General features: G+C 73.6%; 16 protein-coding genes and 1 tRNA gene. 10 read left to right on the forward strand and 7 right to left on the reverse strand.

The genetic code is table 11. The features are described 5' to 3' along the window. Positions 1–66: 66 nt before the first annotated feature. The gene (locus ACIQK6_RS09645) at positions 67–1,236 is read left to right on the forward strand and encodes a cytochrome P450 (protein WP_329098173.1); all 1,170 of its coding nucleotides are present in this window, start codon (positions 67–69) and stop codon (positions 1,234–1,236) included. Next, positions 1,233–2,153, forward strand: coding sequence for an NAD(P)-dependent oxidoreductase (locus ACIQK6_RS09650; RefSeq protein WP_329098175.1), 921 nt, complete (start codon positions 1,233–1,235; stop codon positions 2,151–2,153). Before ACIQK6_RS09645 ends, ACIQK6_RS09650 begins: the two co-directional genes overlap by 4 nt. Here the strand turns inward: ACIQK6_RS09650 and ACIQK6_RS09655 are convergent. The 4 genes from ACIQK6_RS09655 to ACIQK6_RS09670 are packed head-to-tail and all read right to left on the reverse strand — an operon-like array spanning position 2,143 to position 5,915. Next, on the reverse strand, positions 2,143–2,742 hold the full coding sequence (locus ACIQK6_RS09655) for an ATP/GTP-binding protein (protein WP_329098177.1): 600 nt from the start codon (positions 2,740–2,742) through the stop codon (positions 2,143–2,145). The genes ACIQK6_RS09650 and ACIQK6_RS09655 overlap by 11 nt on opposite strands. Next, entirely contained in the window at positions 2,729–3,103 is a 375-nt protein-coding gene (locus ACIQK6_RS09660; protein WP_329098179.1) for a DUF742 domain-containing protein, read from the reverse strand. The genes ACIQK6_RS09655 and ACIQK6_RS09660 overlap by 14 nt, the downstream gene beginning before the upstream one ends. After that, positions 3,103–3,519, reverse strand: a complete 417-nt coding sequence (locus tag ACIQK6_RS09665; protein ID WP_202199133.1) for a roadblock/LC7 domain-containing protein — start codon at positions 3,517–3,519, stop codon at positions 3,103–3,105. Before ACIQK6_RS09665 ends, ACIQK6_RS09660 begins: the two co-directional genes overlap by 1 nt. Next, positions 3,516–5,915: a nitrate- and nitrite sensing domain-containing protein gene (locus ACIQK6_RS09670; protein WP_402694622.1), complete on the reverse strand. Its 2,400-nt coding sequence runs from the start codon at positions 5,913–5,915 to the stop codon at positions 3,516–3,518. Before ACIQK6_RS09670 ends, ACIQK6_RS09665 begins: the two co-directional genes overlap by 4 nt. Positions 5,916–6,153: 238 nt before the next feature. Here ACIQK6_RS09670 and ACIQK6_RS09675 point away from each other — a divergent pair, with 238 nt between their 5' ends. From ACIQK6_RS09675 to ACIQK6_RS09690, 4 genes are all read left to right on the forward strand, one after another. After that, on the forward strand, positions 6,154–7,527 hold the full coding sequence (locus tag ACIQK6_RS09675; protein WP_402694623.1) for a hypothetical protein: 1,374 nt from the start codon (positions 6,154–6,156) through the stop codon (positions 7,525–7,527). Between the two features lie 62 nt (positions 7,528–7,589). Beyond that, positions 7,590–7,662, forward strand: a tRNA-Ala gene (locus ACIQK6_RS09680). Then, the gene (locus tag ACIQK6_RS09685; protein WP_329098187.1) at positions 7,632–8,162 is read left to right on the forward strand and encodes a hypothetical protein; all 531 of its coding nucleotides are present in this window, start codon (positions 7,632–7,634) and stop codon (positions 8,160–8,162) included. The genes ACIQK6_RS09680 and ACIQK6_RS09685 overlap by 31 nt, the downstream gene beginning before the upstream one ends. A 25-nt stretch (positions 8,163–8,187) precedes the next feature. Further along, entirely contained in the window at positions 8,188–8,922 is a 735-nt protein-coding gene (locus ACIQK6_RS09690) for a hypothetical protein (RefSeq protein ID WP_402694624.1), read from the forward strand. Positions 8,923–8,951: 29 nt separating this feature from the next. On the opposite strand, the gene ACIQK6_RS09695 is transcribed toward ACIQK6_RS09690, so the two are convergent. After that, positions 8,952–10,325 carry a serine/threonine-protein kinase gene (locus ACIQK6_RS09695; RefSeq protein WP_329098192.1) on the reverse strand — a complete coding sequence of 458 codons (1,374 nt, stop codon included), beginning with the start codon at positions 10,323–10,325 and terminating at the stop codon, positions 8,952–8,954. Further along, positions 10,322–14,752 carry an Hsp70 family protein gene (locus tag ACIQK6_RS09700; protein ID WP_402694625.1) on the reverse strand — a complete coding sequence of 1,477 codons (4,431 nt, stop codon included), beginning with the start codon at positions 14,750–14,752 and terminating at the stop codon, positions 10,322–10,324. Before ACIQK6_RS09700 ends, ACIQK6_RS09695 begins: the two co-directional genes overlap by 4 nt. A 309-nt stretch (positions 14,753–15,061) precedes the next feature. On the opposite strand from ACIQK6_RS09700, the gene ACIQK6_RS09705 reads away from it, so the two are divergent. The 4 genes from ACIQK6_RS09705 (at position 15,062) to ACIQK6_RS09720 (ending at position 18,997) form a co-directional block, all read left to right on the forward strand. Then, on the forward strand, positions 15,062–15,184 hold the full coding sequence (locus ACIQK6_RS09705; RefSeq protein ID WP_329098199.1) for a hypothetical protein: 123 nt from the start codon (positions 15,062–15,064) through the stop codon (positions 15,182–15,184). Between the two features lie 115 nt (positions 15,185–15,299). Next, positions 15,300–17,189, forward strand: coding sequence for a RiPP maturation radical SAM C-methyltransferase (locus ACIQK6_RS09710; RefSeq protein ID WP_329098201.1), 1,890 nt, complete (start codon positions 15,300–15,302; stop codon positions 17,187–17,189). After that, on the forward strand, positions 17,186–17,704 hold the full coding sequence (locus tag ACIQK6_RS09715) for a DUF5825 family protein (protein ID WP_402694626.1): 519 nt from the start codon (positions 17,186–17,188) through the stop codon (positions 17,702–17,704). The genes ACIQK6_RS09710 and ACIQK6_RS09715 overlap by 4 nt, the downstream gene beginning before the upstream one ends. A gap of 3 nt (positions 17,705–17,707) precedes the next feature. After that, positions 17,708–18,997 (forward strand): MFS transporter, encoded by a 1,290-nt coding sequence (locus ACIQK6_RS09720; RefSeq protein WP_329098205.1) that lies wholly within the window; start codon positions 17,708–17,710, stop codon positions 18,995–18,997. Positions 18,998–19,093: 96 nt separating this feature from the next. On the opposite strand, the gene msrB is transcribed toward ACIQK6_RS09720, so the two are convergent. Continuing rightward, a complete protein-coding gene (msrB, locus tag ACIQK6_RS09725; RefSeq protein WP_329098207.1) occupies positions 19,094–19,501 on the reverse strand; it encodes a peptide-methionine (R)-S-oxide reductase MsrB in 408 nt (135 codons plus the stop codon). Positions 19,502–19,509 lie beyond the last annotated feature (8 nt).

Below are 19,509 nucleotides of genomic sequence, written 5' to 3' on the forward strand. Positions count from 1 at the left end.
GCGCCCCCGGAGCCCTCCCCGACCGCTCCTACCCGGTCCGCCGATTCCACGGAGGTTCGCCCCCCGATGAGCACCACCGCCCACGCCCACGCCCGTGCCCGCCGCCGGGACCGCCGGGTCTATCTGCACAGCCATCCCTTGTTGTTCGGGCTGCTCGCCGCCACCCGCGGGCGTCCGGTGCGCCGGCTCGGCCGGACCCTGCTGGTGCACGGCCCGGAGGCCTACCGCCAGGCGCTGACCCGGCTGCCGCTCGACCGAACGGCGGCCGGTACGACGGGCGCCGCCGCGCGGACGGCCCTGCGCGACGGCGGGATCGGGTCCGGGTCCGGGTCCGGGGGCGTGCTCTTCGACCAGGAGGGCGACGGGCACCGGATGGACCGGCGGGGCCTCGCGGGCTCGCTGGGCAGTGCCGTGGTCGAGGACCTCCGCTCGCTCTGGCAGCCGTTGCTCGTACGCCGTCTCGCGCCGCTGGACCGGGGCGGCGAGGTGGACCTCGTCGACCTCGCGCGGGAGCTCTCCGGGTCGGTGGTGTGCGCCCTGCTGGGGTCCGGCGCCGACCCGCGGGAGGTCGCCGGGGCCGCGGCCGAAGCAGCGGCAGCCGCCGTACGCAGCCATCTGCCGGGGCCGCGCCGCCCGCGCGCCGAGGCCGCCGCGGCCCGCGCCGCCGATCGGCTCCGCCTGCTGCTGGGGCCCGGCGGCGAGGCCCTGCCGGCGATGCTGGCGGTCGCCGCCGTCAACACCACCGTCGCCGCGCTGCCCCGGGCGGTGGCCTGGTGCGCCGACGCGGGACTGTGGGAGCAGGCGGCGGACGGGGCCCTGCGGCCGGTGCTCGCCGACGAGCTGCTGCGGGTCACGGCGGCCTCGCCGCTGCTGCCCCGGGTGGCCGCGGCGGACGGCGCCGTCGGCGGCTGCCCGGTGCGCGGCGGCGACCGGTTGGTGCTGGTGGCCCGGCACGCGGCCGGGGCGCACCGCCGCAACCCGGACGCGCTGCGGCCCGCCGGTCCGGCCGTGGACCGGCTGGTGTTCGGTGCCGGACCGCACGCGTGTCCCGGGGCCCGGCTGGCCCGGGCCCAACTGGCCGACGTCCTCGGTGCGCTGGCCCCGTACCGGCCGGTGGTGACGCGGGCCCGGGTGGACCGGGGGGCGGCACTGCCCGGCTGGCGCGTGCTCACCGTACGGGCCGGGGGCCGCGCGGCCGGTTCCTACGGGGCCGGGGCCTACGGGGCCGGGGCGTGATCGCGGTCACGGGTGCGAGCGGCTTCTGCGGCGGGCACGTCGCGCGGGCCGCCGCGGCGGCCGGGGCCGAGGTGGTGTGCCTGGGCCGCAGACCGGGCCCGGTGGGCACGCACCGCTTCTGGGACGCCGCCGCGGAGCCGCCGGACCTGGCGGGCGTGGACCTGGTGGTGCACTGCGCGGCGGCCGTCGGCGATCCGGCCCCCGGCTCGCGGGCCGCGGCGCTGATGCGCGCGGTCAACGTGGACGGCACCGAGCGGCTGCTCGGAGCGGCGGGCGGGCGGCCCGTGGTGTGGGTGAGCAGTGCGAGCGTCTACGATCCGCGGCCGGGCCGCGGCCTGGTCGACGAGGAGCACCCGCGCGCCGGGCAGTTGAACGCCTACGGCCGGACGAAGGCGGCGGGCGAGGCCCTGGCGCTGGCCGCCGGGGCGGTGGTGCTGCGCCCCCGGGCCGTCTACGGGCCGGGCGACACCACGCTGCTGCCCCGGCTGCTCTCCCGGGTCCGGGCGGGCACCCTGCTGCTGCCCGGCCCGGACGTGCCGCTCAGCCTCACCGCGGTGGAGAACCTGACGCGGGCCTGCCTGACGGCGGCGGGCTGGGTGCCGGGCGCGTACAACATCGCCGACGGGGAGCCGTACGGCCGCGACGCGGCGGTCGCCGCGGTCCTGCGCGCCCACGGCGTCCGGGCCCGGATCCGGCACCTCCCGCTGCCGCTGGCCGCCGCGGCGGCCCGGGTCGCGGAGGCCGTGGCGGCGGTGTCCGGGTCCGAACCGGCCCTCAGCCGGTACGCGGTGGACCAGCTGGCGCACCCGGTGGTCCTGGACCTCGCCCGGGCCCGGGCCCAGGGCTGGGCCCCGCACCGGAACCTGGCGGACCACCTGGCCTCGGTGACCGGAGCCCGGTCGGGGCTCAGCCGCTGACGCCCGCCGGGGCCTGCGCCTTGGTGATGAGCAGGTCGAGCAGGGCGAGCAGGGAGCCGCGGACGTCCGTACGGGAGCGTGCGTCGAGCATGAGGACGGGCGTGCTCGGATCCCGCAGGTGCAGCGCCGCTCCGATCTCCTCGGCGGTGTAGGGCTGTTCGCCGTGGAAGCAGTTGGCGCCGACCACGAAGGGCAGTCCGCGGCTCTCGAAGAAGTCCACGGCCGGAAAGCTGCGGTCCAGGCGCCGGGTGTCGACCAGCACGATCGCTCCGAGCGCCCCGTTCAGCAGGTCGTCCCACATGAACCAGAAGCGTTCCTGGCCGGGCGTGCCGAACAGGTAGAGGACCACACCGGCGTCGGTGAGGGTGAGCCGGCCGAAGTCCATCGCCACGGTGGTCACCGTCTTGGACTCGATGCCGTCGAGATCGTCGACGCCGATGCCGGCGGACGTCAGCCGTTCCTCCGTGCGCAGCGGCTCGATCTCGGAGATCGTCTCCACCAGGGTCGTCTTCCCGACCCCGAACCCACCGGCGACGAGGATCTTGACCGGGGCCGGTTCCTGCGGGGCGGTCGTGTCATATCCGGGCAAGGCTGTCCCTGATTCTCATGAGCAGGTGGACGTCGGTGGTCTCGGCGACCGCCAGGGGCGGCCGGTGGTGGATCAGCCCGCGGTCGGCGAGTTCACCGAGGAGCAGCGTCATCGGGGTGAGGCGGATGTGCATCCGTGCCGCTATCTCGGCGACCGCCCGCCCGCCCGGCGGCGCGCACAGGGCGAGGATCTCCTGCCACTCGGTGGGCAGGGTCCCGTCCACTTCGCCGTCGGCCGCCGCCGTGATGGTGGTGTCCATGGTGAGGACGGTGTGCGCGGCGGCCGTACGCCCGTCGGTCAGGGCGTACAGCCGCGTCCGGCGGCGGACCGGGGGCTGCGATCGTGGCTCGTCCTGCGGCATTACGCGGACGGCTGGCCGCGCTCGGGGGTGCCCAGCCACTCGCCGAGCGCCTGGGCGGTCCGTACGGCCTCGCCGCCCAGCTCCCCGAGCCGCGCCTTGCGGGAGGTCACCACGATGAGCGTGCTGCCCTCGCCGCATCCGACGATGCAGAGGTACCGGTCGTCCATCTCGACCAGTTGGCGGATGACGCGACCGCCGTCGATCTCCCGGGATATCGCCTTCATGGTGGACGCGATGCCGGAGGCCGCGGCCGCCATGCGCTCGGCCTGGGGCTCGTCGAGCAGGTAGGCGCTGAGCTTGATGCCGTCGTTGGAGAGCAGCACGGCTCCCTGGACGCCGGCGATCCTGCTCAGGTTGTTGTCGAGGACGCTGTAGATCGCGTCGTTGGCTGCCGTGGTGTTCGGTGAGGTGGTCATGGCTGATCCCGTCGGAGCTCTTCTTCCACTGTCTGGGTCCCCTGTTCGTAGTCCGCCCAGGCATCGGCCACCTCTTCGGGTGTCGCGTTGTCGGGCCGGACGACGCTTTCCTGCGCGCGGGGCTCGCGCAGCTGTTCGGCGATGTGGGTCTGCGGGACGCGCTCCGGGAGGGCGGGGCGGGCCGCGGGTGCGGGTACGAGTGCGGGCACGGCCGCGGGCGCTGCGGGCACGGCCGCGGGTGCCTTCGCACGACGGCTCGGCAGCCCGGCGCTCGTGTGTACGAGCGGCTCGGGCTCGGGCTCGGGGGCGGGCTCGGGCGCCGGGGCGGGCTCGGGCGCCGCGGGCAGGCTCGGCACGGCGGCGGCCAGGGCCAAGGTCGGAGCCGGAGCCGGAGCCGGAGCCGGAGCCGGAGCCGGAGCCGGAGCCGGGAGCAGCTCCAGGACCCGGGCCTGCGGCTCGATCTCGCGGGGAGCCTGCTCATCGGTCGCCACCAGCAGCTGCCTGGGCAGGATCACCACCGCCGTGGTGCCCCCGTACACCGAGCGGCGCAGGGTCACGGTCGCGCGGAGCTGGTCGGCGAGGTGCCCGACCACGAAGAGCCCGAGCCGGTGCGCGTTCTGCGCCAGCACGGAGTACGGCGGGGCCTCGTGCAGGCGCCCGTTCATCTCCTCGTAGCGCTCGGGGCTCACCCGCGGACCCCGGTCCTCGATCTCGACCGACAGCCCGTCCGTCACCAGTTCGGCGCGGATGACCACCTTGGACTTCGGCGGGGAGAACCGGGTGGCGTTGTCCAGTAGTTCCGCGAGCAAGTGGCTGATCTGGCTGATCGCGCTCGGTTCAACGCTGGTCTCGTCCAGGGCCTGCCGCTCGATGCGCCGGAAGTCCTCGACCTCCGCGGCCGCTTCGCGCAGCAGGTCGGCGACGCGCATGGGCTCGGTGTGCGGGTCGGGGACCTCGCCGCCGGCCAGGATGAGCAGGTTCTCGATCTGCCGCCGCATGCCGACCGTCAGTTGGTCGGCCCGCATCAGCTCGGCGAGCAGTGCCTCGTCGTGGCCGAAGGTGTCCTGGAGGTCCTCGGTGAGGCTCAGCTGGCGGCTGACCAGGTTCCCGGTGCGCGAGGCGATGCCCGAGGCGAACAGGCCGAATCCGTGGCGCTCGGCGGCGAGCTCGCGGTGTCCGTCGACGGACACCGCCACGGCCCGGGCGAAGGCGTCGCTGATGCGTCCGACCTCGTCCCGGTCGCCGGTCACGGTCGGCAGGGCCCCGGGGTCCACGGACTGCCCGCGCCGGAGCCGGGCGACGACCTCGGGAAGGGTCTCCTCGGCCACGGTCACCGTGCGTTCGTGCAGGTCGTTCATGCGGCGGAGCACCGACCGGGTGGTGAAGACGACCACGATCACGACGGCCAGCAGTCCGCCGGCGCTGCCCAGGATCAGCCAGGCGACCTCGGCCTGTAGGTCGTCGGCCTTGGCCTCGCCGCGGGCCAGCACCGAGCGCGCCAGGTCGATGTTGAGCGTGGTCATCTGCACCGAGAAGGTCGCGTGCGCGGGGGACCAGCCGCTGGTCTCGGCGGGCAGCCTGATGCCCGTGGCGATGTCCTTGTGCCCGGAGAGGACCGCGCTCTCGATGCGCGTCTTGGTCTGCCAGTCCGGGGAGCCGACGACCCGCTCGTAGGACCGCTGGTCCCGGGCCGTCAGGTGCGGCACGATCAGCGCCTCGTGCAGGTACCGCTGGGCGCCCAGGGCACTGACGAACTGGTCGTAGCCGACGTAGCTCAGGTCCCCGGACGGCCCGGCCAGCGCCAGGACGGTGTCCTCGCGCGCCACCATCTCGGTGGCCTGGAGCATCGACACCACGGGACGGCTCGCCTGGGCGAGTTCGGCGTCCTCTGCGTGGCTGAACTCCTGCTGGTAGACCTGGATGACCTTGCCGATCACATCGGAGTAGTAGGCCAGGGTGCTGTCGGCGGAACCGCTGCGGGTGTCCGCGCGCTGCCGGTGATCGGCCAGCTTCTCCAACAGCCTGGTCACGTCAACGAAGGACCGCGAGGGATCGACCGCGAGTCGGCGGAACTCGGCCGCGGCCAGGTCCGTGGCATCGCGGCGGGCGCGCAGTTCGCCCTCGGACCTGTCGGCACCCGCCCACCGGGCGGCGGTGGCCGTCCGCTCGGCCTGCATGTCGACCATGAGCGTGTAGAGCGGCGCGCCGACCTGTTCGGCGGCCGCCACGTCGGACCGCAGCTTGTCCGCCTGGGCCAGCAACCGTTCCGCGGTCACCGTCACTTGGGTGCCCATCGCGACGGTGGGGACCACCGCCAGCCAGATCAGCAGGGTGCGCAGGCGCACGGTACGCCGCCGACGGGTCGTCGACTGCCGACGTATGCCTTCGGGTTCCATGGGAGACATCGGTCCTCGCGAGCGGGGGACGGCGGGAGGCCGATCATAACCAGACACGGCGGAGATTCGGATAGGTGTCTGCAGGGGCCGAAGCGTGCTAGTTCCGGGAAATCATCGCAGGCCAGAGATCGGATCGGAATCGAACTGCGACGTACTCGACACCAAGGCCGCTGCCGCGGGTCGCGGCCGCCGGTTAACCGGTGGAGGTCACGGGGTGTCCGGTGGCAGGGTGAGGCCCATGCCGTCGCACCGTGCCGAGCAGTTGGTCCGCGAGTTGCACGCCTCGCTGGGGCTCCGCAGACGCCCCGAGGACATCGCCCAGCTGATCCAGGATCTGTTCGCCGCCCGTCAGGTCGCTCCCGATCCCGCCACCTCCGAGGCCCTGGAGAAGGCCTCCCAGCACTCCCTGCGCAGGATCTGGCACGGATACACCTCCATGCTGGAGGAGTTCGCCGCGCCCGTCGGCGCGCAGCGCCAGCTCGCCCGCGCCACGACGCTGTTCGCGTCCGTTCCCGAACTCCCCGAAGGGGCCGGGGACGATCCGGCCGAAATCGAGGCGGTCATCCGCCGGGCCGGCGAGGAGATCCACCGCCGGTACGGGGAGAACGACTTCGGCCTGGACCGGCTGAACCGGATGGAGCGGGACGAAGTCGGCATCGGCGAGCTGTCCAAGCGTCAGTACAACAAACGGTTCCGGTTGCTGCGGCGGATGGAGGCGAAGCTGGCCCGGCTCCTGCACGAACAACGCCGCCGCGAGATCACGATGACCGGCAAGGGCGCGCTCGCGCACGCGCTGCCGTACGAGGTGTTCGGCGCGGACCCCGACACCGCCGCGTTCATTGCGTACCTCACCGCCCGCGCCCACATGCGCAGCGTCTTCACCAACACCGCGCAGCGCCGCCCGTACGACGAGGTCGCCGACGCGCTCCTGGGGCGCCTGCGCGCGGCGCCCGAACGGACCGACTGGTTCGCCGTGGCGCACGTCCACCCGACCCGCGAGGTGCTCGGGCACCTGTCCGACCAGGAGCTGATCCGGCTGCTGGTGCGGTGGAACCGCTTCCTGCGCGAGGTGGCCGAGCTGTTGGAGGACGCGTGGAACCGCTCCGGCTTCGAGGCGGCGAGCATGGTGGTGCGGCGGGGCGACGACTCCTCGACGTGGAACCAGGCGGCGCAGGCCTGGGGCACCGCCCGCGCGCACTGGTTCGCCCTGATGACCGAACTGGGCCAGGAGGAGGTCCTGGACCGGGTCTGCCCGGGCAAGGTCCCGCGGCTGATGGCGGCCGACGTGGCCGCCTGGCACCGCAGGAGCGGCGGCGGGCTGCACCCCGACACGTACGTGTGGGCGAATCTGCCGCGGCCCTGGGAGGTCCTGCGGGGCGAGAAGGAGTGCACGCGTTCGCTGGTGGAGGCGGCCTGCGCCCGGCACGGTGTGGATCCGGTCTCGGGCGGCTGGACCGCGCCCCGCCCGACGGCGGAGGCCGTTCGCTTCCAGCGCACGCCGGAGCTGGTGCACGGCGTGGCCGTCGCCGACCCGCTGATGGCGAGCGCGATGCGGTCGGCGGGGGTGTTCTCGGGCCGCGGCAAGCGCGCGGCGGCCGAGGAATGGCTGTGACTCCCGGGGCCGCGAAATCCCGTTGACCCGGGAGCCGTGGCGTACGGATGATCGGGGCCGGCGGCGAGGAAGCTCTGTGGAGGAGCGCCCGGCTCGCACTCCGGGTGGACGTAGGTTCGAATCCTGCCCTCGCCGCCCTCACCTGCTTCACCTGCTTCACCGGTTTCGGACGCACGGACGGGATGCGCATGGCCACGCAGGAGCACGAGGACGCGGCCGTGCACGCGGCCATGGTCGCGGCCGACGCCGACCGCTGGGACGGCGGCCAGCCCTGCACGTTCTCCGCGTTGCTCGATCACTGGGCCCACCAGGTGGCGGGCGTGGAGGAGGGCTACGCGTGGTGCCTCGACGATTTCGACTACGAGATCTGGTGCCGGACCAGACTGGCCCGCGTCTGGCCCCTCCTGCCCACGCAGTTCCGACCGGCCCGGCAGCCGGTGCTCGACGAACTCGACGGGCGGTTCCGCGCGGCGACCATCGAGTGGCCCGGCCGCGGCGGCGAGGAGCAGTGGTGGCTGTGGCGCTTCCCCCGACTGCTCGGGATCGAACCAGGGGACTCCTACGACGGGGGCTGGCCGGCGGGCTGGGTGCGGATGCCCTTCCCCAAACCGGACGCCGTCCGGGTCATCGTCTGACCCCGCGTCGGCCTACCCTCCTCGCATGAGCATCGGCGTGCACGTCCCCGAGTACCTGCAAGGCAGCGAGTTGGTCGCGAGTGAGGACCTCGCGAAGGACCCCGCGTTCTGGCTGGCTCACGTCCTGCTGACGATGGGCGATCCCGGTGAACCGGTCGAACCGTACGGGGTGGACGCGGCGGCCTACGACGCCATGGTGGAGCGGCTCGGCGACCCCGAGCAGCCCTGGCCCGTCCTGAGGGTCTGCTGCGACGGCGGGCACACGGTCTACGCCGTCTACGCCAACGAGGAGGACCAGAACGACGTCGACTTCTTCGTCCACCATCCAGAGTGGGGGCGCCTCGGCCATCTCGGCCAGTGCGGTGCCGACGGGGCCGGCCCGGGCCTGTCCTGGACCGAGCTCCTCGCGCTCGCCACGAGCACCAGGGAAGGCGGTGCGGGGCTGACCGATCCGTCCGAGCGCCTCCTCCTGCTGCTGCCCGTGCTCGGCGACGCCGACCTGCCCGGCGAGGCATACGACACCGTGGCCCGCGCGCTGTCCCGTTGCGGGATCCGGCCGGAGGCCACCGGCGCTCTGGCCGCGATGCTGCTCGGCGAGCCGGACCCGGCCGGCGGACCCCGGTGGACCGTGACCGGCGACCATCCGATCGCCGTCTGCTCGTCCCCGTACAGCCCCCGCCGGGTACCGCTCGCCCTCGGCATCACGCCGGACCAGGCCCGGGCCCTGGCCGCCGCCCTCGGCAGCCGCCCGGGGACCTGAGCCCGGGTCCTTCGGGTCGAGGCGGCGGACTACCGGGCATCGGCGGCCGGTCGGCCGGTCAGCGATCCCCGGGGCTCGCCCCGTACGAGCTTCCCGGCAGCGCTCAGGAGCCGTACCGGAACGTCCGGCCGCTGCGGGGCGCGCTGCGCGAGGTGGTGGCGCAGGGCCGGGTCCGGGGCGCACCGGTAGCGTTCGAGGTAGTAGGCGATCTGGTCGGACCAGACCCAGAGGCCGTCGGTGCGGAAACCGGCGGGCACCACCCTGCTCCGGGCCGGATCAAGGCGGTCCGGTTCCGGTACGAGGCCGTGCAGGGCCACGGGAGCCTCCCGGAGGAACCTGAGCAGCGCGGCGCACTCCTCGGCGGAGGTCACGTGCTCGCGGTCGGGTGCGATGGCCGGCTCGCCGTCGGGCCCCCGGAAGTCGAAGACCCGCGCGAGGTGCAGCGCGGTGGCCGGGGACGTCCCGCCGTCCGGCGATCGCGGGGCCGCCGCTGCGGCGAGCGGGTCGGCGAGCGGGTCGGCCCGCGTGGGCGTGTAGCCACGGGGCGCCTCCAGCTGCCGGAGCCGGCCGCTGACGGCCGCGGCGTCCGGCGGCCGGGCCTCGCGGTCCTTGGCCAACAGGTCGAGGATGAGCCGTTCCAGGCCGGCGGGCAGGTCGGGACGGAGCTCCGTCGGTGAGGGCGGAGGTTCGTGGAGGTGTCGGGCGAGGACGGTATGGACCGCCCCGGTTCCGAACGGCGTTGCGCCCGTGACCAGTTCGTACAGGAGGCAGCCGAGCGAGTAGAGGTCGGCGCGGGCGTCGACCGCCACGCCCCGGATCTGTTCCGGGGAGGCGTAGGGCGGGCTGCCGAGGAAGTGCCCGATCTCCGTCAGTTTGGTCAGGCCCCGGCTGCCCGGGGCGGCTCCGGGCAGCAGCGCGGCGATGCCGAAGTCCACGACCTTGACGGTTCCGGTCCGGGTCAGGATGACGTTCGACGGCTTGAGGTCCCGGTGGACGATCTCCTTCGCGTGCGCGGTGTGCAGCGCGGCACAGATCTGGCGGGCCCATGCGAGTACGTCGATCAGGGGTTGCGGCGCCCCGTCGCGGACCAAGGTGTCCAGCGAGCTGCCCTCGACCAGCTCCATCACCACGTGGTAGCAGGGGTCCTTCCGGAAGTCGTAGACCGTGACGATGTGCGGGTCTCCGGCCAGCCGTGCGGTGAAACTGGCCTCGCGCTCGAACCGGGCCCGGAAGTGCATGTCCTGCGCCGCGGCAGGGTGGATCAGCTTGAGCGCGACCTCCCGGTCGAGCAGCTCGTCGTGGGCGCGCCACACCTCGCCCATCCCGCCCGCCCCCAGCGCCGCGCGCAGCCGGTAGCGCCCGTCGAGCAGCCGGCCGTCCGCGGCGCCGGTCACCGCACTCACCTCCCGTCTCCGCCGGCCGCGCCCGTCAGACCGAATCCGGCGCTCGCGAGCAGGGCGGCCAGCGAGTCGGTGGTGACGGCGAAGGCGGGCTCCGTCTCCGCGCGCACGACCAGCGTGCCGATCACCTCGCCGAGCTCGTTGAGCAGGGGGCCGCCGGACGCTTCGGGGGGCAGTCCCAGATCGGTCTTGAACAACTGGAGCCGATGCTCCGGGAAGACCTCGAACTTCTCGACGATGCCGGGCAGCAGTGCCTCGTCCGGGGCGGGGGCCCAGACGAGGTCGCCGATGTGGACGAGCCGGGGGAAGCCCAGGCGCAGCGGCGCCGCCTGCACCGGCTCGGCCAGGAGCAGCACGGCCGTATCGATGGCGGAGGAGTCGGCTAGGAAGACCCGGCGCACGGCCCGCTCCCCTTCGACCAGTCGCACCGTCATCCCCTGGGGGTCCTGCGCCGACCACCGCCGGCTGGTCAGGACGTGGCGGTCCGAGATCAGGAACCCGCTGCCCTCCTGGCCGCTGCCGTCCGCCACCCGTACCAGGGCGGACCTGGCCGACGCCACGAACGCCCCGAGCTCCTCCGGATCGAGCACGACCGCGCGCAGCCGAGCCGCGTCGGCCAGCAGCGTCCGCCGGTAGCCCGCTACGTCCCCGGCGCCGGCGAGGCAGTGCAGCCGTCGCCGGAGATCGTCGGGGGCGGTGAGCGGCTCGGTCAGTTCCTCCAGCGCCTGGAGCGCCCGACCGTGGTCACCGGCGTCGTGCAGTGCGCGGAAGCGCGTCAGCGGGTCGCTGTCCACCGCGGCGAGTGCCGCGAGCACGCCGTTCCAGCGCCTCAGCCGGGCCATGCCCTGCCGCATGGCGTCGAGGTGCACCCCGAGCTGGTGGGCGAGGTGCTGTCCCGCGGCCGCCCGTTCCGCCAGGACCGGCTGGGCGAGGTGGTCCTGCGCGGTGGTCAGCAGGTCCCGCAACGGGGCGCGCAGGGAGAGGAGTTCGCCCTCCAGCTCGGCCGACTGCGGGCCGTACATCTCGGCGAGCATGCCCTGCACGGCCGGGTCCAGGGCCTGGCGGGAGGGCCGGTGGGCGCGCAGGCGCTCGCGGAACTCGTGGCAGAGCGGCTCGCAGTCGCCGAGCTCGATCGCCTCCTCCACCAGCCGGCGCAGGGCGCGCCCGAGTTCCTCCAGTTCGCGCTGGACGGAGTGCCGCCGCGACATCGTCTCGATCTCGCTCGGTGCGAGCAGGGTCGTCTCGGTGAACTCGGCCGAGCTGCTGTTCCCGGTCACCGTATCGCGCGCCGTGACGGTCAGGACGCAGCTCCTGTCGAAGCCGAAGGTCACTTCGATCTGCGGTACTCCTTGCGCGACCGGCGGGATGCCCGTCAGCCGCAGGACCCCCACCAGCGCACGTGGCTCGATCCGGCCGATGTAGACCTTGACCTCCACCTCCGTTTGAAGGTCCCGGGTCGTGGTGTAGGTCTTCGCCGCCTGGGTCGGAATGGGTGTGTTCCGCTCGATCAGGACGGAGAAGCCCGTGGTGCCGTCGGCCTCGGCGACCGCGATCCCGAGGTCGAAGGGGGTCACGTCCTCCAGTTGGACGTCCTCGAGGAGGCCGGAGAGCACCGCCCCTTCCAGCGCGGCACCGCGGGCCACGGCCGTCCGGGCGTCCAACAGGACCGTGCGTTCGGCCTCGAAGACCTCCTCCACGGTCCCGCTGATCAGCGGCGAGAGCATCGGGCCGCCGACCAGGACGAGGTGGTCGGGCGGGAGGCCGCGCTCGTCCATCATCCGCTCGCAGACGTCGCGCAGGGTGCGCAGCGAGTCGGCGAGCAGGACGGCGAGCTCGTCGCGGGTCAGCTCCAGGCGCACTTCCGGCTGCCCGAGGTAGGCGTTGAGGATGTATTCGGCCTCGCGCTGGGAGGAGAGGGCGATCTTGAGGTGCTCGGCGGCCAGTTCGAGCCGTCGGCGGGCCCGGCCGGTCGCCGGGACCTCGAGTCCGCGGGCGCGGAGCCGCCGCGCGAGCTCGTCGGCCACGATGCGGTCGAAGTCGTACCCGCCGTACTCGTTGTCGCCGAGGATGTTCCGGACCTGGTAGCGGTTGCCCCAGACCTCCATGGCGCTCACGTCGAGGGTGCCCGCGCCGAGGTCCACGACGGTGACCTCGCCGCTCAACCGCCGCTGGGCGGCGGCCGCCAGGCAGGCCGCCGTCGGTTCGTGGATCAGGCGCCTGGCCTTCACCCCGGCGATCTCGCACGCGCTGCGGGTGGCGTGCTTGGCGTTGTTGAGGAAGTACGCGGGGATGGTGAGGATCACCTCGTCCCGCTTCAGCGTGAGGTCGTGGTGCTCGGCCGCCCACTCCAGCCATTCGTCGCGGACCTGGCCGAGCGCTTCGCGGGCCAGCTCGCCGAGCCGTTCCCGTACCTGCCCGGCGAGGTGTTTCTCCACCAGCGTACGGGCGTGCGCGATCAGGCGTGCGGCGACCTCTTCCGGCCGGTAGGAGCGGTCGAGGATGGTGTAGGACATGCCGTCGCCCATCCGCCGCTTGGACGCGCTGATGTGGCCGACCACCCAGGAGGCGAGGATCTGGTCGCCGGTCAGTCCGACGAGTTCCTCGCCCCCCTTGGTCACCGTCAAGGTGGAGGCGAACTGGGGGTTCACTCCGTCCGGACAGATCACCGGCTGCCCGCTGTGCGCGTCGTAGAGGGCGGCCACGCACGAGTGGGTGCCGAGGTCGAGACCCCAGACCGTGGCGAAGCGGGCGTCCGTCTCGGCGCGGGCCCGCTGCGCCCACTCGGCCACCCGCTCCTCGAACACCTTGCGGCCGACGGCGCCGATCGCCTGCAGGGCCCGGCCCACCCGTTCCCGCTGCAGCTCGGGGACGGCCGCGTCGTCCTGCTCGACCAGTGACTTCAGGATCCCGGCGGCCGCCGAGTCGCGCCCCCTGTGCTCCAGGGCGTCCAGGCATCGCTCGACGAGCTCGGCGATGTCGCCCGTCCGGCGCAGGAACGGGGCGAGCCGCGGGTCCTCGATCGCCTCCCCGCCCTTCCAGTGGATCAGACAGCGGGCGGCCGCCGAGGCGTCGTCCGCCCGGCCGTAGAGGGCGACGGCCTCCTCGTACCGCCCGTCCTGCTCGTGCAGGCGGGCCGCGCCGAGCAGGTCGCCGCCGGCCTCGCGGGCCGCGGCGCGAGCCGCCCGGCCCTCGGCCGAGTCCTCGCTCTTGAGGACGCGGTCGGCGTCGCCGAACCGCTCGGCCTTCCGGAAGAGGGTGTGCGCACGGTAGAGATCACCGCCGTCCTCGGCGTGCCCCGCCGCTACCGCGGTCTGCCCGGCCGCCTCCTCGAACCGGCTCCACTCCAGGTGCACGGCCCGGCGGTCCGGCGCGGGCGCCTGCCGCAGCAGATCGTCCAGACGACGCCGCTCGACCGCGACGACGGCCGCGCGCACCCCCTCCAGTTCGGCCTTCCGGTCGACGATCAGGTCCGTCGGACCCGGGGCACGTTCCAGTTGGCCGAGGATGTCCGAGACGAGCCCGAGGGCGGCGATCCGGTCGCCCCGTTGCACCTGGTCGTCGATGTACGGGCGGCAGGCGGCGGCCAGGGAGGCCAGCCGGTCGGGCTCCTCCGCGGGGCAGGTCGCGAGAGCGGCCAGGTAGTCGCCGAGTTGCTCGTGGCAGCGGCTCACCAGATCGTGTCGGCCGGCCTGTTCGCAGTGCGCGAGTGCCTCGGCGGGCCGGCCCGCGGCGAGGAGGAGTTCACCGGCCCGCTCGTGGAAGTCCCGAACCCGCTCGGACAAGCCTTCGGTCCGGGCCAGTTCGAGTGCGGCCATGACGTCGTCGAGGCGCTGCGAGGTCGCACAACAGTCGAGCGCCTCGCGCTTGCGTACGGGATTGTCCGCGAGCCGCACGGCATCGCCGCCGCGGCCGAGGAAGAGCTTCACCGGGTACAGGTCCGGCACCAGGGGGTCGGCGAGGTGGTCGAAGAAGGTGCTCCACAGCGCGGCGTCCTGGGCGAGCGAGGTCCTCGCGGTGTACGCCCGTAAGGCTTGCGTCGTCATGCCGACGTCGAGGAGACCTGCGTCCTGGCGGCGCCGGAGCAGGGAGACGAGGCCGTCGGCGCTGTCCTGCTCACCCGCCAGCGCCGTCAGCCGGCCCCCGGCCTCACGTTCCAGCGCGAGGTCTCCGGCGCGGCCCGCCGCCTCGGCGATCACGGTGAGGACGGTACGGTCCCCGTGCCCGACGGCTTCGTGCAGCGCTGCCCGTCGGGTCGGCCCCAGGGCCGCCGCGTACCCCTCGGCGGGCAGTCGACGGCCCGGCCGCTCCAGCAGGTCGGCCGCCAGCGCCGGGTCATGGTCGAGCGCCTCCACGAGCGCCCGGCCGAAGGCCTCGGCGGCCAGGTCCAGATCCCTTCCGGTCAGCAGTGCGGGCCGGAAGGTTTGCTCCACCGCCTTCAGCGCCTTGCGTAGGCTGCGGGGCCTGCCGTCCGAAGACCTGTTGAGCCACACCTGTCCTCATCCCCCTGCGATCACCGGGCCGAGCCCTGATCTCACATGCTAACGACCGTGGGGACAAAGGGAGATGGGACTGCAGGACTGCCCGCAACCTCCGGCTGGACGCAGGTTCGAATCCGGCCCGGCGCCTCGGCGAACTCGAGGCCCCGAAGGAGGGCGCACTGCCCCGTCGGCCGAAATCACCCCTTGCGTACCGCGAGTAACGGCTTTTAGGGTCGGCGGACTTGAGGAACGGGAGGCACCGTGGAAAACGACAGGGCACCAGAAGACGACACCCGGACCAAGCCGGAGATCAAGAAGGTGGCCGTCCGCGACGAGACCAGGAAGCGCGACCGGCTCACCATCGACAAGCGACCGTCGTCCTGACCGGGCGGGAGCCGGCGCCCGGCGCGGCAGTGCGGACACCGGGCGCCGGGGTCCCCCGCGGGACGGGCGATCGGCCGGCCCGGCGGACGGGCCGCGGCCGGGCGGGGAGGACCGCATGCGCGTTCATCTGGTGACCATGCCCTGGCAGTCGATCGACCTGCCCTCGCTCCAGATCGGCCTGCTGCACTCGCTCCTGACCCGCACCCGGCCCTTCGACGAGGTCCGGGAGTTCCACGGTTCGCTGCGCTGGGCGGAGTTCCTGCTGGAGCGGACGGACGGACTGCTGCGCCCGGCCGACCACGCCGAGGTGGGCAGCGACTCGATCTTCGACGGACTCGGCGACTGGGTCTTCTCGGGCGTGCTCTACGGGGACCCCGACTGGGGCGTCGCACGGCTCGGCGCGTACGCGGAGCGGCGGGGCATCCCGGTGGACAAGGCGCACGCCATGCGGGTCCACGCGGCGGACTTCGTCTCCCGCAGCGCCTCGGAGATCCTCGACGAGGACCCGGACGTCGTCGGGTTCACCAGTACGTTCATGCAGAACGTGTCCTCGCTCGCGCTCGCCGCCGAGCTCAAGCGCCGCCGGCCCGGCCTCACCGTGGTCTTCGGTGGCAGCAACTGCGACGGGCCGATGGGCCACGCCCTGCACCGCAACCATCCCTTCGTCGACCACGTGGTGCGCGGGGAGGGGGAGTACGCGTTCCCCGCCCTGCTGGCCCATCTGGACTCCGGGACCCCGCCCGTCGACGTACCGGGCCTGTGCTGGTGGGACGGCGGGACCTCGCGGGCGAACGAGGAGACCCGCCGTACGGTGGCGCCGCGTGACATCGCCTCGCCCGACTACGACATCTGGCAGGCGGAGCTCGACGCCTCCCCGGTGGCCGAGTACGTCCGTCCGAAACTGGTCGTGGAAGGCGCACGCGGCTGCTGGTGGGGCGAGAAGCACCACTGCACGTTCTGCGGTCTCAACGGCTCGGCGATGGCGTTCCGCGCCAAGCCCGGTGAGCAGTTGTGGGCGGAAGTCGACCGGCTCGTCCGGCGGCACCGGATCCTCGACGTCGTCACGGTCGACAACATCATCGACATGGCGTACTTCACGGACTTCCTGCCGCTCGCCGCCGACAGCGGCTGGGACCTCCTGATGCACTACGAGGTCAAGTCCAACCTCACCGCGGACCAACTGGCGCTCCTGGCCCGATCAGGAGCGGTGCACATCCAGCCGGGGATCGAGAGCCTCAACAACCGCGTGCTCGGCCTCATGGACAAGGGCGTCACCGGGTCCCGCAACGTCCGCACGCTCCGGGAATGCGCCGACCGGTCGCTCACGTGCACGTGGAACTACCTGTACGGGTTCCCGGGCGAGACGGCGGACGACTACGACCCGGTCGTCGACCAGATCCCCGCACTCGTCCACCTGCAGCCACCGGGCGGCGCGTTCCGCATCCAGCTGGAGCGGTTCAGCCCGCACTTCGCCGATCCCGCCCTCGGGTTCGCCGAGCGGACCCCCGCCGAGATGTACGGCCACGTGTACGACCTCCCCGAGGAGGAACTGGCCGACCTGGTGTACCTCTTCGACACCCCGCCCCGCGGAATCGGCGGCCCGGCGGAGGAACGGCTCGCAACGGCCGTCGCGGAGTGGCGGGCCGGGCACGCCGGTTCGACGCTGCTGATGGAACCCGGCGCGGACGGTGAGCTACTGGTGCACGACCGGCGGCGCGGATGGCCGGCCCGGACGCATCGGCTCAGCGGCTGGGAGGCCGCCGCCTTCCGGCACCTGGAACACGGCCGCTCCGGGCCCGCCCTGCACCGGCTCCTCGCCGAAGAGGGACGTCCGGTCGCTTCCGAGCGGCTCACGGAATGGCTCGGAGAGGGCGTGTCCCGGGGGCTGCTGTTCTTCGACGGACGGTCGTACGTGTCGCTGCCCCTGCGGAACGCTCCGGTCCGCACGGTCGCCGTCACGGACGGGGCCGGGGCCGGGGCCGACCCCGAGGTGGCGGCCCTGTGACCGGCGGGCAGGTGGTGGTGGACCAGCCGCTGCCGCTGGGCGCGGGCGGACGCGGCGCGGCGGACGCCGTGCGCTTCCTGCGCGACTGCCAGAGTCAGGCGCTCACGGTGCGCTGGGTCCCGGACGACGACGTCCTGCCGTTCGACACCGGGCTGCTGCACCACCTCCCGCCACCGGCTCCCCGGACCGCCCCTCCGGGCGGGTCCGACGGGGCGGCCGTGTGGCGGTCCCGGTACGCGTACGGCCTGCTGTACCACCGCCGCGGGCCGGATTTCGTGACGGTCATGGACCGCAGGGACCCTTCGGCCTCGGCCCGGTTCACCATCGACCAGCCTTCACTGCTCGGCGCCTTCCTCACCGTGCAGGAACCCACGGCCCTCGACGCGCTCGACGCCCCGCACCGCGAGGCCGTGTCCTTGCTCGCGGACGAACGTCTCGTCCTGGTCACGCAGGGGTGGGCCGTGGCACTGCCACCGCGCCTCAACCGCTGGCCCGTCCCCTGCACGAGCGTCTGACCCGTGACCTCGTCGCCGACCCGTCCCCCCGCCGCGGCCGCCGTCCGCGGCGGCACGCCGTGGGGTGCGCTGCGGCGGCACCGCCCGTTCCTGCTGCTCTGCGGCGAACAGGCGGCCAGCTCCGTCGGACGGCAGATCACCGCGCTGGCCCTGGCGATGCTGGCCGTGACCCAACTGGACGCGGGCCCGTTCGGGGCGTCCGCGCTGCTGGCCCTGACCTATCTTCCCGGCGCCGTGCTCAGCCCCCTCGCCGGTGTGCTCGCCGACCGGGCCCGGCTGCGCACCCTGGCCGTCACGCTCACCTCGCTGCAGGTGGTGGTCGTCGCTTCGGTGCCGCTCGCCGGGGCGCTCGGGAGCCTCGGTCTGCCGCACCTGTACCTGGTGGCCGCCCTCTCGGGTGCGCTGACCTGGACCCTCTCGGTGGCGCTGCAGGCGGCGCTGCCCCGAGTGGTCGGGCCCGAGCAGCTCCTGACCGGCAACTCCGCCCTGACCGGCGCCCGTACGACGGGCATGATCGGCGGCCCCGCCCTGGGCGGCGTCCTCGTCGGTCTCGTCGGGGCGTCCTCCGCCCTGTTGGCCGGCAGCGCCGCCTATGCGGTCGAGGCCGTGCTGCTGTTCGCCCTGCCCGCCTCGCTGAACAAGCCGGCCGAGCCCGCCGGACGCCGGGGCCCCCGGCTCGCCGCGCTCCGTGAAGGGCTGGCGGTGGTCCGGGCGGAACCGGTACTGCGCCGACAGGTGCTCGCGGGCGCCGGGTTCAACCTCGGCAGCGGGGCTGCGGACGCACTCTTCGTCGTGTACGCGAACCGCGAACTCAGCTTGCCCGCATGGCAGTTGGGGATGGTGTACGCCGCTTTCAGCGTGGCCACCGTGGCCGGAGTCCTGCTCGCCGGCCGGTTCGCGACGTCCGTCGAGCTGTACCGGGCGACGCGGATCTGCGCGGTGGTGGCAGCCCTGGCGATCTTCCTCGTCCCGGCGGCGTCGCTGGGGCTCGCCTTCCCCCTACTGCTCACCTACCAACTGGTCTTCGGCATCGCGGCGACCGTGTGGGCGATCTCCATGACAACGACCCAGCAGCTGATCGCCCCGCCCCACCTCCAGGGCCGCGTAGCCGGCTTCGCCCAGGCTGCGCTGCTGACCACCGTCCCGGTCGGGGCCCTGTCCGCGGGCGCGCTGGCCGCCTGGCTGGGGAACGTCCCCGTGCTGACCGGCGCCGCGACGGCGGCGCTCCTGGCCGCGGCCTGCTTCTGGCTGCCGCACCGCACCGACACCGGCGTACGGCCGACCGCCCCGTGACCGCGGCCCCGTCGGAGTCCGCGCGGCACAGGCGGTTGCCGGCGGGTGCGCCCGAGCCCCGGACCCGTCGGGGTCCGGGGCTCGGGTGCGGGCCTGTCAGCCCTCCGTCGGGGTCAGCCGCAGCGAGATCGAGTTGATGCAGTACCGCTGGTCCGTCGGGGTGGGGTAGCCCTCCCCCTCGAAGACGTGGCCCAGGTGCGAGCCGCACTTGGCACAACGGACCTCCGTGCGGACCATCCCGTGCGAGGTGTCCGCGATCAGTTCGACCGCGTCGGTGTCCTTCGGGTCGAAGAAGGACGGCCAGCCGCAGTGCGAGTCGAACTTCTCCGACGAGCGGAACAGCTCGGACCCGCAGCCGCGGCAGGAGTAGACGCCCTCCGTCTTGGTGTCCGTGTATTCACCGCGGAAGGCCGGCTCGGTGCCCGCCAGCCGCAGTACCTGGTACTCGGACGGGGTCAGCTCCGCCTGCCACTGCTCGTCCGTCTTCTCGACCTCGTAGGACATGGTTCTCC

The organism is Streptomyces sp. NPDC091682, assembly GCF_044756625.1.
In the GTDB taxonomy this organism is placed as follows: domain Bacteria; phylum Actinomycetota; class Actinomycetes; order Streptomycetales; family Streptomycetaceae; genus Streptomyces.